This window comes from Modestobacter sp. Leaf380 (genome assembly GCF_001424485.1).
Taxonomy (GTDB): Bacteria; Actinomycetota; Actinomycetes; order Mycobacteriales; family Geodermatophilaceae; genus Klenkia.
The window spans coordinates 18302-32635 of the sequence record NZ_LMQC01000004.1 but is presented as its reverse complement, the minus strand read 5'-3'; the positions used below and the strand labels follow the sequence as shown (position 1 = coordinate 32635).

At 74.8% G+C, this 14334-nt stretch carries 16 protein-coding genes and 4 pseudogenes; 8 read left to right on the top strand and 12 right to left on the bottom strand.

Annotated elements, in window-relative coordinates:
- Positions 1-21: 21 nt before the first annotated feature.
- From ASG41_RS05180 to ASG41_RS05160, 5 genes are all read right to left on the bottom strand, one after another.
- Positions 22-594 (bottom strand): hypothetical protein, encoded by a 573-nt coding sequence (locus ASG41_RS05180; RefSeq protein ID WP_157519052.1) that lies wholly within the window; start codon positions 592-594, stop codon positions 22-24.
- A 39-nt stretch (positions 595-633) separates the two neighbouring features.
- Positions 634-1284 carry a class F sortase gene (locus ASG41_RS05175; protein ID WP_056290965.1) on the bottom strand — a complete coding sequence of 217 codons (651 nt, stop codon included), beginning with the start codon at positions 1282-1284 and terminating at the stop codon, positions 634-636.
- Positions 1281-2003 (bottom strand): CHRD domain-containing protein, encoded by a 723-nt coding sequence (locus ASG41_RS05170; protein ID WP_056290963.1) that lies wholly within the window; start codon positions 2001-2003, stop codon positions 1281-1283. The genes ASG41_RS05175 and ASG41_RS05170 overlap by 4 nt, the downstream gene beginning before the upstream one ends.
- A gap of 75 nt (positions 2004-2078) precedes the next feature.
- A complete protein-coding gene (locus tag ASG41_RS05165) occupies positions 2079-2747 on the bottom strand; it encodes an anti-sigma factor (RefSeq protein ID WP_056290961.1) in 669 nt (222 codons plus the stop codon).
- Positions 2744-3316, bottom strand: coding sequence for a sigma-70 family RNA polymerase sigma factor (locus ASG41_RS05160; protein ID WP_235564506.1), 573 nt, complete (start codon positions 3314-3316; stop codon positions 2744-2746). Before ASG41_RS05160 ends, ASG41_RS05165 begins: the two co-directional genes overlap by 4 nt.
- Positions 3317-3484: 168 nt before the next feature.
- On the opposite strand from ASG41_RS05160, the gene ASG41_RS05155 reads away from it, so the two are divergent.
- Positions 3485-3790, top strand: coding sequence for a hypothetical protein (locus tag ASG41_RS05155; RefSeq protein ID WP_157519050.1), 306 nt, complete (start codon positions 3485-3487; stop codon positions 3788-3790).
- Positions 3791-3849: 59 nt separating this feature from the next.
- Here the strand turns inward: ASG41_RS05155 and ASG41_RS05150 are convergent, their stop codons facing one another.
- Positions 3850-5535 (bottom strand): ribonuclease J, encoded by a 1686-nt coding sequence (locus ASG41_RS05150; protein ID WP_056290957.1) that lies wholly within the window; start codon positions 5533-5535, stop codon positions 3850-3852.
- A gap of 36 nt (positions 5536-5571) precedes the next feature.
- Positions 5572-6105, bottom strand: coding sequence for a nitroreductase/quinone reductase family protein (locus ASG41_RS05145; protein WP_235564505.1), 534 nt, complete (start codon positions 6103-6105; stop codon positions 5572-5574).
- 58 nt (positions 6106-6163) lie between these two features.
- On the opposite strand from ASG41_RS05145, the gene ASG41_RS05140 reads away from it, so the two are divergent.
- From ASG41_RS05140 to ASG41_RS24530, 6 genes and pseudogenes are all read left to right on the top strand, one after another.
- Positions 6164-7315 carry a YbhN family protein gene (locus ASG41_RS05140; RefSeq protein WP_082556594.1) on the top strand — a complete coding sequence of 384 codons (1152 nt, stop codon included), beginning with the start codon at positions 6164-6166 and terminating at the stop codon, positions 7313-7315.
- Positions 7316-7416: 101 nt separating this feature from the next.
- Positions 7417-7620 (top strand): annotated as a pseudogene (locus ASG41_RS23410) (cold-shock protein); the annotation flags it as partial.
- A 159-nt stretch (positions 7621-7779) separates the two neighbouring features.
- A pseudogene (locus ASG41_RS23405) lies at positions 7780-7959 on the top strand (cold-shock protein); the annotation flags it as partial.
- Between the two features lie 99 nt (positions 7960-8058).
- Positions 8059-8262, top strand: a pseudogene (locus tag ASG41_RS24135) (cold-shock protein); the annotation flags it as partial.
- Between the two features lie 87 nt (positions 8263-8349).
- Positions 8350-8535, top strand: a pseudogene (locus ASG41_RS24535) (cold-shock protein); the annotation flags it as partial.
- Positions 8536-8673: 138 nt separating this feature from the next.
- A complete protein-coding gene (locus tag ASG41_RS24530; protein WP_235564518.1) occupies positions 8674-8889 on the top strand; it encodes a cold-shock protein in 216 nt (71 codons plus the stop codon).
- Positions 8890-8950: 61 nt separating this feature from the next.
- Here the strand turns inward: ASG41_RS24530 and ASG41_RS05130 are convergent, their stop codons facing one another.
- Both ASG41_RS05130 and ASG41_RS05125 read right to left on the bottom strand, forming a co-directional pair.
- Positions 8951-9430, bottom strand: coding sequence for a nucleoside deaminase (locus ASG41_RS05130; RefSeq protein ID WP_056290952.1), 480 nt, complete (start codon positions 9428-9430; stop codon positions 8951-8953).
- On the bottom strand, positions 9427-10455 hold the full coding sequence (locus tag ASG41_RS05125; RefSeq protein ID WP_056291069.1) for a Gfo/Idh/MocA family oxidoreductase: 1029 nt from the start codon (positions 10453-10455) through the stop codon (positions 9427-9429). Before ASG41_RS05125 ends, ASG41_RS05130 begins: the two co-directional genes overlap by 4 nt.
- 70 nt (positions 10456-10525) lie before the next feature.
- On the opposite strand from ASG41_RS05125, the gene ASG41_RS05120 reads away from it, so the two are divergent.
- Positions 10526-11977, top strand: a complete 1452-nt coding sequence (locus tag ASG41_RS05120; protein ID WP_056290950.1) for a catalase — start codon at positions 10526-10528, stop codon at positions 11975-11977.
- A 36-nt stretch (positions 11978-12013) separates the two neighbouring features.
- Here ASG41_RS05120 and ASG41_RS05115 read toward each other — a convergent pair whose 3' ends face one another.
- Genes ASG41_RS05115 through ASG41_RS05105 form a run of 3 tightly spaced genes read right to left on the bottom strand, consistent with a single transcriptional unit; the run spans position 12014 to position 14325 of the window.
- Positions 12014-12883: a hypothetical protein gene (locus ASG41_RS05115; protein WP_082556593.1), complete on the bottom strand. Its 870-nt coding sequence runs from the start codon at positions 12881-12883 to the stop codon at positions 12014-12016.
- Positions 12884-12928: 45 nt separating this feature from the next.
- Positions 12929-13894, bottom strand: coding sequence for a polyphosphate kinase 2 (gene ppk2, locus ASG41_RS05110; RefSeq protein ID WP_235564504.1), 966 nt, complete (start codon positions 13892-13894; stop codon positions 12929-12931).
- A gap of 59 nt (positions 13895-13953) precedes the next feature.
- Positions 13954-14325 (bottom strand): hypothetical protein, encoded by a 372-nt coding sequence (locus tag ASG41_RS05105; protein WP_056290946.1) that lies wholly within the window; start codon positions 14323-14325, stop codon positions 13954-13956.
- Positions 14326-14334: the final 9 nt, after the last annotated feature.

Sequence of the window (14334 nt, the reverse complement as noted above, 5' to 3'; positions counted from 1 at the left end):
TGTGGACCCAACCACACGGGGTCAGCCACCGGCCGGGCGGCCGAACCGGACGGCGTCCCGCACCGCGGCCGGCGCGGCGGCCGCCAGCTCCGGGTCCGGTGCGGCCCCCAGCGCCCCGTTCACCGTGGCGAAGGCGACCCGCAGCGCCACGAAGACCGTCAGCGAGAGCACCGCGGCCTCGTCGAGGCCGGCCTCCCGCAGGGCCTGGACGTCGGCGGCGGTCGTGCCGTTGGGGTCCCGGGCGGCCTGCCGGGCGAAGCGGACCAGTGCCCGGTCGTCCGCGCCGAGCGCGGCGTCCTCGGCGGTGAGGGCGGCCACCGCGACGTCGTCCCCGGCGGCGGCGGCCAGCCGGGTGCCCCAGGCCAGGGCGCAGTACCCGTCTTCTCGGGCCGCCGCGGCGGCGGTCACCAGCAGCCCGCGCTGGCGCAGCGTCAGCCCGGCGCCGGCGGCGGCCAGCAGGTCGACGAGCCCGGTCTGCAGCTCGGGCCGGTGCGCCCAGACCCGGCTCAGGGCCATCACGTGGCCGTGGTCGGCGACGTCCTCGGCGTAGAGCGCGTCGGCTGCCGCGCTCGGGGGTGGGTCGGTCAGGAACACGGCGGCCTCCTGGACGGGTGGGGGCACCGTAGCGCCGGGTCAGCCGGTCCGGACCGCCGTGACGACGAGGTTGTCGGTGTAGCTGCGGGCGCCCTGGTCGAACGCGCCGGTGCAGGTGATCAGCCGCAGCACGTCGGCCGTGGTCGCGCCGAACACCGCCGCGGTGGGGAACTCGTCCTTGGCGACCTGCTCGGTGCCGCTGACCTCGTAGACGGCGACCGTGCCGTCGGCGACGGTCAGCTCGACGACGTCGCCGGGCACCAGGTCGCGCAGCGCGTAGAACACCGCGGGTCCCTCGGTGGAGTCGACGTGGCCCATCACCACCGTCGGGCCGCGGGCGCCGGGCCGCCCGCCCGGGGTGAACCAGCCGGCGTCGTCGAAGTCGACCGGCACCTCGGCGGTGCCGTCGGCCGCGACGCCCAGGTCGATCAGCTCCCGGTCGACGTCCAGGGCGGGGATCCGCAGCGCGGTCGGTTCGGGCGCCGACGCCGGGTCCAGCGCGGACGTCGGAGGGGCCGGCGCGGGGGAGGGCGTCGGTCCGGTGGTGGCCGCCGGACCGGACGTGCCGGCCGGCGGGGTGGGTGGTGCCGCCGCGGGCGCCGTCCCCGCGCCGCAGCCGGCCAGCGCCAGCACGGCGCCGGTCAGCAGCGCGACCGCGCGCAGGTGGGGACGGCGCCCGCGGGCGGTCACTGCCGGACGGTCCGGCGACGCAGCGCGACCGCGCCGGCCGCGGCCAGCAGCGCCGTGCCGCCGACGACGCCCACGGTGGTGCCCGACGTGCCGGCCGGGGCCGCAGCGGTGCCACCGGCACCGGTCTCGACGCCGCCGACCGGGATCTCGGTCAGCTGGCCGCGGACCGCGCCGGAGGTGAACGCCGCGGTGTGCGAGTCGGTGAAGAACGCCGACGGGTCGGCCTCGATCTGGTCCAGGGTGAAGCCCGCGCCGGTGTCCGCGCCGTTGGCGACGACCCCGGTGGTGAAGGGCCCCTGCAGGCAGCCCGAGCTGGTCAGCGTGCCGCTGCCGTCGTCCTCGGGGTTCGGGAGGGCGATCCGCGGCGGGCCGGCCTGCCCGGCGTCGCCCTGGTGGATGTGCGTCGCGGTCTTGGCCGGCGACTGGTACGGCGGGGTGACGCCGGTGAGGGAGATGTCGTAGCAGATCACCTCGGTGTCGGAGTTGATCCGGTAGGTGAAGGTGCCCGAGGCGCCCGGCTCACCGGGGGTGGCGACACCGTCGGCGTTGACGACCATGTCGGGGGTGGCCATCGCGGTGAAGGCGCTGGTGAACGTCGAGGGGGTCGGCACCTCGGTCTCGGCGGCGGCCGGGCCGACGGCGGTGAGGGCCAGGGCGCCGGCCGCGCCGGTGACGACGGCGGTGCGCAGGAGGGCGGTGCGGGTGGTCGATCGGGACATCGTCGGGCTCCAGTGCTCGGTGGTCGCTGTCCCCCGGGGGTACGGGCCGCGCTGCCCGCGCGTTCACCGCACCGCTCAGAGATCGGAGGTGAGCACCACGGCACCGGAGCTGTCGAGCACGGTGAACCCGGCGGCGTCCTCCCGGAGCACCGAGCTGTTCAGGTTGCAGTCCAGCTGCCCCGGGCCGATCCCGAGGAACTCCCCGGCGGGGACCACCCGGCCGTCGGTCTCGGTCACCTGCACCCGGAACACCTCACCGGCGGTGAAGCCCTCGCCGTGCAGCTGCACCTCCATGCCCCAGGTGTGCGGGACGACGTCCGCGGTGGCCTGCACGTCCCGGTCGGCCACCTCGACGGCGACCGCCTCCAGCGGCGGCGGATCGGGCACCGGCCGGGCCACCCAGCCCACGCCCACGCCCGCCGCGGCGACGCCCGCCGCGGCGACGGCGGTGCGCCACCGGTGCGGGCGCCGGGCGACGCCGGAGCGGGACTCCTCGGCGGCCAGCCGGGACAGCACCGCCTCGCGCAGGCCCGGCGGGGGAGCAGGCAGCTCGGACAGCCGGTCGGGGTCCACCCCGGCCAGCCGGTCGCGCAGCGGGGCGATCGCGGCCAGCTCGGCCCGGCACCCGGCGCAACCGTCCAGGTGCGCGGTGACCGCGGCGCGCTCGCCGGGCGCCCCGTGCCCCAGTGCGTACCCGCCCAGCTGCTCGCGCAGCTCGCGGTGCTCCCTCGGTGCGCCGGTCACGGTTCCACCCCCATCTCCTCCATCGCCAGCCGCAGTGCCTTGAGCCCGTAGAAGACCCGGCTGCGCAGTGTGCCCACCGGGATGCCCAGCTCGCCCGCCACCTCGTCGTACGGGCGCCCGCGCAGGTGCGTCTCGACGATCGCCGCGCGGTGCTCCGGGCTCACCCGGCGCAGCGCCTCCTCGACCACCCAGGCATCGACCAGCTGCTCGTCCACCCGCCCGTCGACCGGCTCGTCGGCCCCGGCGTCGGAGACCAGGTCCCGCTGCCACGGCCGGACGGCGAACCGGCGGGCCTCGTCGACCACCACGTTGCGAGCGATCGCGAACAACCAGGTGCGCAGGCTGGCCAGCTGCGGGTCGAAGGAGTCCGCGGCGCGCCAGGCCCGCAGGAAGACCTCCTGGACGACGTCCTGGGCGGCCCCGCCGTCACCGAGCTGGCGCAGGGCGAAGCGGTACAGCTCGGGCCCGTGCGCGGCGTAGGCCTCGCGGGCGTCGAAGGACTCGACCGGGTCGCGCGGACGCGCCGCGTGCCGTGCGCTGCCGAGGCGCGTGCTGCCCAGCCGTGCCACGTCGTCCCCTCCCGTCGGTGGTCCCCGTGGGGACTACGGCGCCGGGTCGGGGTTCGTTCACCGCCCGGTCGACGGTTCGGTGCCGGGTACGGCGGCCGGGGGAGCGGTGTAGCCGAGTCCGGTCACAGGCTGGTCACGATCTGACTGTGCACTGCCGATGTGGGGGGCATGAGCGCTCCAGCAGCCTCCGTCGTGACCGCCGGGCGATGCCCGCACTGGTCCGACCCCGCGCACCAGGCCGCGATCACGGCGGCGTACGACACCCTGGCGGCCTCCCTCTGCGGTCCCGTCGTCCTGCTCCGTCCCGCCGGTGGCCGTGCCAGTGGGGGACCGCCGCCGCACCGGGTGCGCGAGCTGGGCCGCCTCGCCGCGGCCAGCCAGCTCCCGGCCCGGGCCGCCCTGCTGCGCTGGGGGGCGTTGCCGCCCGTCGTGCGCCAGCAGCTGCTCGCCGGCTGGTACGCGCCCCCGACGTGAGACGAGACGGCCGGCACCCCGCGGGGTGCCGGCCGTCTCGCGTCCGTGCGGTGCGCCGGTCAGGCGTCGATGACCACCGGGATGATCATCGGGCTGCGGCGGCCGTTGCGGTTGGCCCAGCCGGCGACGGCGCGGGTGATCAGCTGCTCGAGCTGGAGCGCACCGCCCACGCCCTCCTCGGCGGCCTTGGCCAGCGCCTTCTCGATCAGTGGCACGACCGAGTCGAACGTGCCCTCGTCGTGCACGAAGCCGCGGGCCAGGAAGTCCGGGGTCTCGGCGAGCAGGCCGGTGTCGGCGTCGACGATCGCCACGACGGTGATCACGCCCTCCTCGGCCAGGTTGCGGCGGTCCTTCAGCGAGGCCTCGGTCGCCCCGCCCACGGTCGCGCCGTCGACGTAGACGTTGCCGGCGCTGACCTTGCCGGTGACCCGGACCCGGCCGTCGACGAGGTCGACGACCTGACCGTCCTCGGCGAGCACGACACCGCGGGGGTGCACGCCGGTCTTGATCGCCAGCTCGCCGTTGGCCTTGAGGTGGCGCCACTCGCCGTGCACCGGCATGACGTTGCGCGGCTTGACGATGTTGTAGCAGTAGACGAGCTCACCGGCGCTGGCGTGACCGGAGACGTGCACCTTGGCGTTGCCCTTGTGCACGACGTTGGCGCCCCAGCGGGTCAGCTCGTTGATGATCCGGTAGATGGCGTTCTCGTTGCCGGGGATGAGCGAGCTGGCCAGCAGCACGGTGTCGCCCTCGGAGATGCGGATGACGTGGTCGCGGTTGGCCATCCTCGACAGCGCCGCCATCGGCTCGCCCTGGGACCCGGTGCAGATGACGCAGACCTGGTCGGCGGGCAGCTTGTCCATCTGCTTGAGGTCCACGACCAGGCCCTTGGGGATGTCCAGGTAGCCCAGGTCACGGGCGATGCCCATGTTGCGCACCATCGAGCGGCCCACGAAGGCGACCTTGCGGCCGTGCGCGTGCGCGGCGTTGAGCACCTGCTGGATGCGGTGCACGTGGCTGGCGAAGCTGGAGACGATGACCCGCTTGGGGGCGGTCCGGAACACGGTCTCGATGGCCGGGACCAGGTCGCCCTCGGACAGGGTGAACCCCGGGACCTCGGCGTTGGTGGAGTCGGTGAGGAAGAGGTCGACGCCCTCCTCGCCGAGCCGGGCGAACCCGCGCAGGTCGGTGATCCGGCGGTCCAGCGGGAACTGGTCCATCTTGAAGTCACCGGTGTGCAGCACCAGGCCGGCCTCGGTGCGGATGGCCACGGCCAGCGCGTCGGGGATGGAGTGGTTGACCGCGAGGAACTCGGTCTCGAAGGGCCCGAAGTCCAGCGTGTCGCCCTCGGCGACCTCGCGGGTGACCGGCTTGATCCGGTGCTCCTCGAGCTTGGCCTTGATGAAGGCCAGGGTCAGCTTGGAGCCGACCAGCGGGATGTCGCGGCGCTCGCGCAGCAGGTAGGGCACGCCACCGATGTGGTCCTCGTGCCCGTGCGTCAGCACGACCGCCAGGACGTCGTCCATCCGGTCCCGGATGGAGGTGAAGTCGGGGAGGATCACGTCGACGCCGGGCTGGTGCTCCTCGGGGAACAGGACGCCGCAGTCGACGATCAGCAGCTTGCCGCCGAACTCGAAGACGGTCATGTTCCGGCCGATCTCGCCGAGCCCGCCCAGCGCCACGATCCGGAGGCCTCCCTCGGCCAGTGCCGGCGGGGTCTTCAGCTCGGGGTGCGTACGGCTCATGGGGGAGACGCTACGGCCCCCCACCGACACTCCTGGTCAGGGCTCCGTCGGCGCGAGCGGGTCGGGGGCGGGGCGGGGCTCCAGCAGCAGCACCGGGATCCGCCTCCGCGTGCGCCGCTGGTACTCCACGTAGGAGGGGAAGGTGCCGCACGCCAGGGACCACCAGCGGGACCGCTCGGTACCGGTCACCTCGCGGGCCCGCAGGTCCAGCCGCAGGTCACCGTCGCGCAGCTGCACGTCGGGGGAGGCCAGCACGTTGGCGTACCAGTGCGGGTGGTCCGGTCCGCCGCGGGTCGAGGCGACCGCCGCGTAGACCCCGCGCAGCTCCACGCGCATCAGCGGGGTCTTGCGCACCAGGCCGGTCTTCACCCCGCGGTGGGTGAGCAGGACCACGGCGCGCCCGTCGAACGCCGTCCCGGTGGCCTCCAGCTGGGCGACCTCCTCGGCCACCCACGGCACCGGGCTCGGCGCGTAGTGCTCCTCGTCGTGCTCCTCGGGGTGCTCCTCGTCCTGCCCGCCGTCGGCCACGGGCGGCAGTGTGCCCTCCCGGTCACCGGTGGCGAGCGGCACGCTCGTCCGGGTGAGCGGTGGTCCCCTCCACCAGCCGGGGTCGCTACCGTCTCCGCTGATGACCGACCCCCAGCACCGGACGGGAGCGGGAGACGGCGTGCCCGCCCCCGGGGCCACCGGACGGCCGGGCGGCCCTGCACCGGCGCCGACACCGGCGCCCGCACCGGGACCCGGGTCGGGCCCGATCGCCGCGGTCCGGGCCTCCGCGGTGGCCCGCTGGTGGCGGCCGGTGCTCACCGGCGTCCTGGCCCTGGGCACGGTCGTGGCCGTCGTGGTGTTCCGGCAGTCGATCCTGGGCTGGCTGGAGACCCTGGCGGGGGCCGAGTGGCGCTGGGCGCTGCTGGCCGCGGTCGTCCAGCTGGTCTCGATGCAGTGCCTGGTGTCCCAGCAGCGGCTGCTGCTGCGCTCGGGCGGCGGCCACGCGCCCACCGGGAACCTCACCGTCACCGTCTACGGCGGCAACGCGATCGCCGTCGGGCTGCCGCTGGCCGGCTCCGCGGCCAGCGTCGCCTACACCTACCGGCGGATGCGCGACCTGGGCAACAACCCGGTGCTGGTCAGCTGGACGCTGGCCGTGTCCGGGGTCTGCTCCACCGTCAGCCTGGCCGCCGTCGTGGCGGTCAGCTCCGCGGCCACCGGCTCCACCGTCGGCGCCGCCGTCGCGTCGCTGGCCTCGGTCGCCGCCGTCGTGCCGGTCCTCACGCTGCTGGCGGTCACCCGCAGCCCCGAGGCCAAGCACCTGGTGGTCAAGCTGCTGCAGGGCGCGGTGGCGCCGTTCGCCCGCTGGTGGTCGGTGCTGCGCCCGGCCGTCGTCGGACCGGCCGTGGACGGCGTCCTCACCTCGCTGGGGGCGATCCGTCCCGGCTTCCGCAACGCGGCGACCGCCGGTGGCCTGGCCCTGGCGAACTGGGTCCTCGACGCGGTCTGCCTGGGCCTGTCGGTGCTGGCCGTCGGCGCCGGGCTGCCCTGGCAGGGCGTCGTGCTCGCCTGGGCGGCCGGTGCGCTGGTGTCCTCGACCCGGCTGACCCCCGGCGGCATCGGCGTCGTCGAGGCCGCGATGGCCTCCGCGCTCGTCGCGGCCGGGCTGCCCGCCGCCCAGGCGGTGCCCGCGGTCGTCGTCTACCGGTTCGTCAGCCTGTGGCTGCTGGCCGCGATCGGGGCGATGTGCCTGGTCCTGGCGCCCCGTCCCGTGCACGCCCCCGAGGACTGAGTCCCCCGCCCGGGTGGGCGGGCACCCCGGCGCACCCGGCCAGGTGGGAGGCTGGACCCCGCAGGAACCGGATGGACGTCGAGTGAGTGCAGGAGCAGGGCATGCCGCAGGGCTTCGTGAAGTGGTTCAACGCCGAGAAGGGGTTCGGCTTCATCGGACCCGACGACGGCGGTGAGGACGTCTTCGTGCACTTCTCCGCGATCGAGGAGACCGGCGGCTTCCGCAGCCTGGACGAGGGCGCCCGGGTCGACTACACCGCCAGCCCCGGCCAGCGCGGCCTGCAGGCCGACCGCGTCCACCTGCTGGGCGGCCCGCCGGTCCAGGTCGACCGCTCGCAGTCCCGCGAGCCCCGCCGGGACGACCGCCGGGACGATCGCCGCGAGGAGCGCGCGCCCCGTCGCGAGGCCCCGCGCCGCGAGCCGGCCCGTGCGCCGCGTGCCTCCGGTGGCGGTGCCGAGGGCACCGTGCAGTTCTTCAACTCCGAGAAGGGGTTCGGCTTCATCACCCCCGACGACGGCGGCGACGACGTCTTCGTGCACTTCTCCGCGATCGCCGACGACGGCGGCTACCGCAGCCTGGAGGAGGGCCAGCGGGTGCTCTTCGAGGCCGCGCAGGGCGACCGCGGGGTGCAGGCCACCCACGTCGAGCCGCTCTCCGGCGGCGGTGGTGGCGGTGGCGGTGGCGGGTCCGACGACCGTGGCGGCCACGGCGGCGGGAGCCAGGCCGGCGCGCAGGGCTCCGGTCTGCCGCAGGCCACCGTGCGGTTCTTCAACGGCGACAAGGGCTTCGGCTTCCTGCAGCCCGACGACGGCGGCGACGACGTGTTCGTGCACTTCTCCGCGATCGCCGACGACGGCGGCTACCGCAGCCTGGAGGAGGGCCAGCGGGTCGAGTTCGAGGCCGCCCAGGGCGACCGCGGCCTGCAGGCCACGTACGTCCAGCCCCTCGGCGGTGGCGCCGGCGGCGCCCGCGGTGGCAGCCAGGGCCGCGACCAGGGGCGTGACCAGGGTCGGGGCCGTCCCTCCGGCTCGGGCATGCAGCAGGGCACCGTCCGGTTCTTCAACGCCGACAAGGGCTTCGGGTTCGTCGAGCCCGACGACGGCAGCCGCGACGTGTTCGTGCACTTCTCCGTCATCGAGGACGACGGCGGCTACGGCGACCTGGCCGAGGGCCAGCGCGTGGAGTTCGCCGCCTCCTCGGGCGACCGCGGCCCGCAGGCCGACGTCGTCCGGCCGCTGGACGGCGCCGGCCCGCCGCCGCGGCACGACCCGGCCCGCCGCGAGGCCCGTCGGGACCCCTCCCGTGGCGCCGGCCGCCAGCAGCGCGCCCCGCGCGAGCCGCGCACCGACCTGCCCCCGATCGAGGGCGGTCAGCAGGGCACGGTGAAGTGGTTCCACGGCGAGAAGGGGTTCGGGTTCATCGCCCCCGACGACGGCAGCGACGACGTGTTCGTGCACTTCTCCGCGATCGCCGACCGGGGCGGGTTCCGCGACCTGGAGGAGGGGCAGCGGGTGCAGTTCACCGCCACCCCGGCCGAGCGCGGCCCGCAGGCCGACCAGGTCGAGCCCCTCTGAGCTGAGACACGGCCCACGCACGACGCCCTCCCCGGTCAGCCGGGGAGGGCGTTGCGCGTGCTCAGGAGGAGTGCAGGCGGACGTGCAGCTCGCGCACCCGGGCCGAGAGCTCCTCGTCCGGGCCGTCGACCGGGATGCCCGGCGCGACGGTGGTGACCGGCAGGGTGGCGACCGGGCCGGCCGGGACGCCGAGCTCGGTGAGCCACCGCGCGAGCTGGGCCGAGGAGCTGGCGTAGACGATCCGGCCCAGACCCACCCAGGCGTGCGCCGCGGAGCACATCGGGCAGTGCTCGCCGGAGGTGTAGACCGTGGCCGAGGGCCGGTCGGCCGGGTCCACGTGCTCAGCGGCCCAGCGGGCCAGCTCGAACTCCGGGTGCCGGGTGGCGTCGCCGCCGGCGATCCGGTTGCGGTCCTCGGCGAGCACGGTGCCGTCCGCGGCCACGAGCAGGGAACCGAAGGGCTCGTCGCCGGCCTCCAGGGCCTCCTCGGCGAGCTCCACGCAGCGGGCCAGGTGCGCCCGGTCGACGGCGGTGAGGCTCACAGCGACACCACGGTGCCCTCGGTGGCGCTGCGCCGGGCGGCGTCCAGCACGGTCGCGGTGGCCACGGCGTCCCGCGCGGGCACCGGCACCGGTCCGGTGCCCCGGACCGCCGCGGCGAACGCCGGGTAGAAGGTGTCCCAGCGGCCGCGCTCGGGCGGCACCGGCTCGCCGTCGGGGCCGCCGCGGTGCACCCGGCCCCACGCCGACTCGGGCTCCACGCCCCACCGGTCGCCGAGGTCGGCGGGGGAGCGGCCGGCGACCAGGTGGTCCTCCTGGCCGTCGATGCCGTCGACCAGGTAGCTGCCCGTGGTGCCGGTGACCCGGAAGCGCGGGCCCGGTGCGCCCTGCCGCCAGCTGCCGCCCAGCACGGAGCGGCCGCCGGCGGTGTGCTGCAGGACGACGAGCACGTCGTCGTCCAGACCCGAGTCGCGCAGCGACCAGTGCGCCGACACCGTGGCGACCGGGCCCAGCAGCACCAGGGCCTGGTCGACGAGGTGGCTGCCGAAGTCGCGCAGCGTCCCGCCGCCGGCCGCGCCCGGGCCGTCCTGCGGGGTCAGCCGCTCGAAGCGGGACTCCAGCGACGTGACCTCGCCGAGGGTGCCGTCGGCCACCAGCCGCTGCACGGTCAGGAAGTCGGAGTCCCAGCGGCGGTTCTGGTACGGCGACAGCGGCAGGCCCACGCGCTCGGCCAGCTCCACCGAGGCCAGCGCGGCCGGGGCGTCCAGGGCGAACGGCTTGTCGCAGACCACGGCCAGCCCCAGCTCCAGCGCCTGGTCGGTCAGCGGGCTGTGCGTGTCGGCCGGCGTGGAGATCGCCACCGCCTCGGCGCCCGCGTCGACCAGTGCCTGCAGGGAGGCGAACGTCGCGGCACCCGGGTGCTCGGCGGCGACCTGCGCCTGCCGGTCCGGCGACGTCGTCACCACCCCGAGGAAGTCGACGCCGGGTGCCGCTGCCAGCAGCGGGGCGTGGAACCACCTCCCGCCGAAGCCGTAGCCGACCAGGCCGAACCGCACGTCACCGCTCATGACGGCGATCATGCCGCGCCACGCCGGGCGGCTCGGTTCGGACCCCCTCCGGTGGGGCACCCCAGGGGACATGACGGCAACCCCCCAGACCCGGGTGACCACCGACGACGCCGGGATCCCCGCAGCCAGCGACGAGCACTCGCTCACCGCTGGCGCGGACGGCCCGATCCTGCTCTCGGACCACTACCTCATCCAGAAGATGGCCCAGTTCAACCGGGAGCGCGTCCCGGAGCGCGTGGTGCACGCCAAGGGCGGCGGCGCGTTCGGCACCTTCCGGGTGACCGCCGACGTCAGCCACCTGACCAAGGCGGACTTCCTGCAGCCGGGCAAGGTCACCCCGATGCTGGCCCGGTTCTCCACCGTGGCCGGTGAGCAGGGCTTCCCCGACACCGCCCGGGACCCCCGCGGCTTCTCGCTGAAGTTCTACACCGAGCAGGGCAACTACGACATGGTCGGGAACAACACCCCGGTCTTCTTCGTGCGCGACCCGTCCAAGTTCCAGGACTTCATCCACTCCCAGAAGCGCCGGGCCGACAACGGCCTGCGCGACAACGGCATGCAGTGGGACTTCTGGACGCTGTCCCCGGAGTCCAGCCACCAGGTGACGATCCTGATGAGCGACCGCGGGACGCCGAGGACCTGGCGGAACATGAACGGGTACTCCAGCCACACGTTCCTGTGGGAGAACGCCGCGGGTGACAAGCACTGGGTGAAGTACCACTTCAAGACCGACCAGGGCGTCGTGAACTTCACCGACGACGAGGCGGGTGCGATGGCCGGCGAGGACGGCGACTTCCACCGCCGCGACCTGCGCGAGGCCATCGAGACCGGCGACCACCCGTCCTGGACGTTCTCCGTCCAGGTCATGCCCTTCGAGGACGCCGCGGACCACCGGGTGAACCCCTTCGACGTCACCAAGACGATCTCGCAGCAGGAGTACCCGCTGGTCGAGGTGGGTCGGATGACCCTGGACCGCAACCCGGAGAACCACTTCGCCCAGATCGAGCAGGCCGCGTTCGAGCCCTCGAACCTGGTGCCCGGGATCGGCTACTCGCCGGACAAGATGCTGCTGGGCCGGCTGTTCAGCTATCCGGACGCGCACCGCTACCGGATCGGCACCAACTACCTGCAGCTGCCGGTGAACGCGCCGCTGTCCCCGGTGAACAGCTACAACCGGGACGGCGCGATGCGCTTCAGCAACCCGGGCGACCCGGTCTACGCCCCCAGCACGATGGGCGGCCCGGTGGCCGACCCGTCGGTGGCCGAGCCCGGCTGGCACGTGTCCGGTGACATGCAGCGCGCCGCGGCGACGCTGCACGCCGAGGACGACGACACCACCCAGCCCGGCATCCTGATCCGCGAGGTGATGAGCGAGACCGACCGGGAGCACCTGGTCGCCAACATCCTCGGCCACGCCGGTGACCCCTCGGTGTCGGCGGAGATGAAGCCGCGGATCGTGGAGTACTGGCGCGCCATCGACCCCGGCATCGGTGCCCGGGTCGAGAAGGGCCTGCTGGGCTGAGCCGTCGGCCCGGCGCTCCCTCGTGGGGGCGCCGGGTCAGCAGGGCAGGTCGTGGTCCAGCGGCCGCCCGTCGCGCTCGACGACGTACTGGCTGAGCACCACCGACCCGCCGGCGACCAGCGGTGCGTCGGCGCAGTGCAGCTGGGCCTCGGACCGGGACAGCGCCCCGGCCAGCCAGCTGTCCAGCTCGTACAGCGAGCTGCCCGGCGGGACCAGGCCGACGATCTGCTGCCACTGCTGGCTGGTCGAGTAGAGGCCGACCCGGGCGCCGGTGGTGGCCAGGTAGTCGTGCATGCCCTCCAGCGCCGCGCGGTTGGCGGCCAGCGCGGCAGCCGAGCCGGACTGCCAGGTGTTCATCGTCTCCACGTCCAGCCACCAGACCAGCTCGGCGGGGACGACGTCGACACCGGCGGCGCGGGCGGCCGGCAGCAGGAACCCGTGGATGTCCACCGAGGCGCGGATCTGGCCGTAGACCCAGGAGCACGCGGTGTCGTTCGCGCCGGTGCAGGGGCCGTAGGGGGAGTCCCCGCTGCGCGGCCAGGTGCTGATCTCCTCCTGCAGGTGCCCGGGGTTCGCGGTGTTCACGTAGACCTGCAGCGCCGGCTGGCCGGGCACGTCACCCGTGGTGGAGTCGGCCCAGCGCAGCTGATCGACCAGGCACGGGTTGACCGTCGTCGCCACGCCGCCGTTGACACCGACGACGCCGAAGTCGGCGCCCGTGGGCAGCGGGGTGTCGCACTGCGGGTGGGAGACGTCGAAGCCCAGGTCGGCGGCCGGCGCTGCGGGCACCGCCGGCACGGCGGGCAGACCGGGCACGGGCAGCGGCGCAGCCGAGGCAGCGGTGGGCAGCAGACCCAGGACCGCCGTCCCCACCAGCACGGTGACCGCGCGCACCAGACCCCCCATGGCCGGGACGGTACCGGCCGTGCGTGAGGAGGAGGCGGCCCGTGCTCAGGCGGGGCGGGCGTCGTCCTCGAGCACGTCGGCGGCCGACACCACGATCAGCGGGTCCGGCCGGCCGACGACGGACTCGTCGCGGCCCTCGTAGGGCAGCGTGGACAGCACGTGCCGCATGGCCTCCAGCCGGGCCCGCTTCTTGTCGTTGCTGCGGACCACGGTCCAGGGGGCGTGGTCGGTGTCGGTGGCGGCGAAGACCGCCTCCTTGGCCGCGGTGTAGTCCTCCCAGCGGTCCAGCGAGGCCAGGTCGGTGGGGGACAGCTTCCACTGGCGGACCGGGTCGATCTGCCGGACGACGAAGCGGGTCCGCTGCTCGCCGCGGGACACCGAGAACCACAGCTTGACCAGCCGGACGCCGCTGTCGACGAGCATCTGCTCGAAGCCCGGTGCCTGCGCGCAGAACAGCTCGTACTCCTCGTCGGTGCAGTAGCCCATCACCCGCTCGACGCCGCCGCGGTTGTACCAGGACCGGTCGAACAGCACGATCTCCCCGGCCGCGGGCAGGTGTGCCACGTAACGCTGGAAGTACCACTGGCTGCGCTCGCGCTCGGTGGGCTTGTCCAGGGCCACGACCCGGGCGCCGCGGGGGTTGAGGTGCTCGGTGAAGCGCTTGATGGTGCCGCCCTTGCCCGCGGCGTCCCGGCCCTCGAAGACCAGCACCAGGCGCTGCCCGGTCTCCTTCACCCAGCCCTGCAGCTTGAGCAGCTCGATCTGCAGCCGGCGCTTCTCGATCTCGTACTCGCGACGCGCGAGCCGCTCGGCGTAGGGGTAGTCCTCCCGCCAGGTCTCCACCCGGTCGCCGCTGGGGTCCAGCAGCTCGCGGTCGTCGTCCCAGTCCTCGTCGGAGTGCTCGTCGGGGAGGGGGGCGAGCTGCCAGCCGGTGAGGTCGCTCATCCGGTCGGCGTGCTCGGGGTCGGCGACGTAGCGGGGGGCGCCGGGCGGGGTGCCGAGAGGTGTCACGGGGGCAGGTTGCCGCGCCCGGGTGGACGGCGGGTGGACGAGGGGTGACCGCCGGCCCCTCAGAGCTGGTAGGTGCGCCACACCCCGTCGGTCCGGTCGCGCAGCCGGACGGTGCCGTCGGTGTCCGCGTCCAGGTCGAAGGCGCGGTGACTGGCGTAGTCGAACCCGGTCCACGACCCGGGGTGGGCCAGCTGCAGGGTGAGGAAGCGCATCGTGCCCTGGTGCAGCAGCCACCAGGTGGCGTCGGTGCCGGCCTGGCCGGTGACCAGCACGTCCTCGTCGGTGTCGTGCACGAAGACCCGCTGCGCGGTGACGTCGCCGGAGAAGGCGGCGCGGTGGGCGGACCGGTGGTCGAGCACCGAGGACGCCGGGCGGCCGGTGGTCAGCCGGCCGGCGATGTAGGCGACGGCGCGGGCGGTGCTGTCCTGCACGGCGGGCTC

What these genes read in the sequence shown, in the direction of transcription:
- ASG41_RS05170 (WP_056290963.1), bottom strand. Translation starts at nt 2,003, where the DNA reads ATGTCCCGATCGACCACCCGCACCGCCCTCCTGCGCACCGCCGTCGTC.
- ASG41_RS05155 (WP_157519050.1), top strand. Translation starts at nt 3,485, where the DNA reads ATGAGCGCTCCAGCAGCCTCCGTCGTGACCGCCGGGCGATGCCCGCAC.
- ASG41_RS05150 (WP_056290957.1), bottom strand. Translation starts at nt 5,535, where the DNA reads ATGAGCCGTACGCACCCCGAGCTGAAGACCCCGCCGGCACTGGCCGAG.
- ASG41_RS05140 (WP_082556594.1), top strand. Translation starts at nt 6,164, where the DNA reads ATGACCGACCCCCAGCACCGGACGGGAGCGGGAGACGGCGTGCCCGCC.
- ASG41_RS05125 (WP_056291069.1), bottom strand. Translation starts at nt 10,455, where the DNA reads ATGAGCGGTGACGTGCGGTTCGGCCTGGTCGGCTACGGCTTCGGCGGG.
- ASG41_RS05120 (WP_056290950.1), top strand. Translation starts at nt 10,526, where the DNA reads ATGACGGCAACCCCCCAGACCCGGGTGACCACCGACGACGCCGGGATC.
- ASG41_RS05115 (WP_082556593.1), bottom strand. Translation starts at nt 12,883, where the DNA reads ATGGGGGGTCTGGTGCGCGCGGTCACCGTGCTGGTGGGGACGGCGGTC.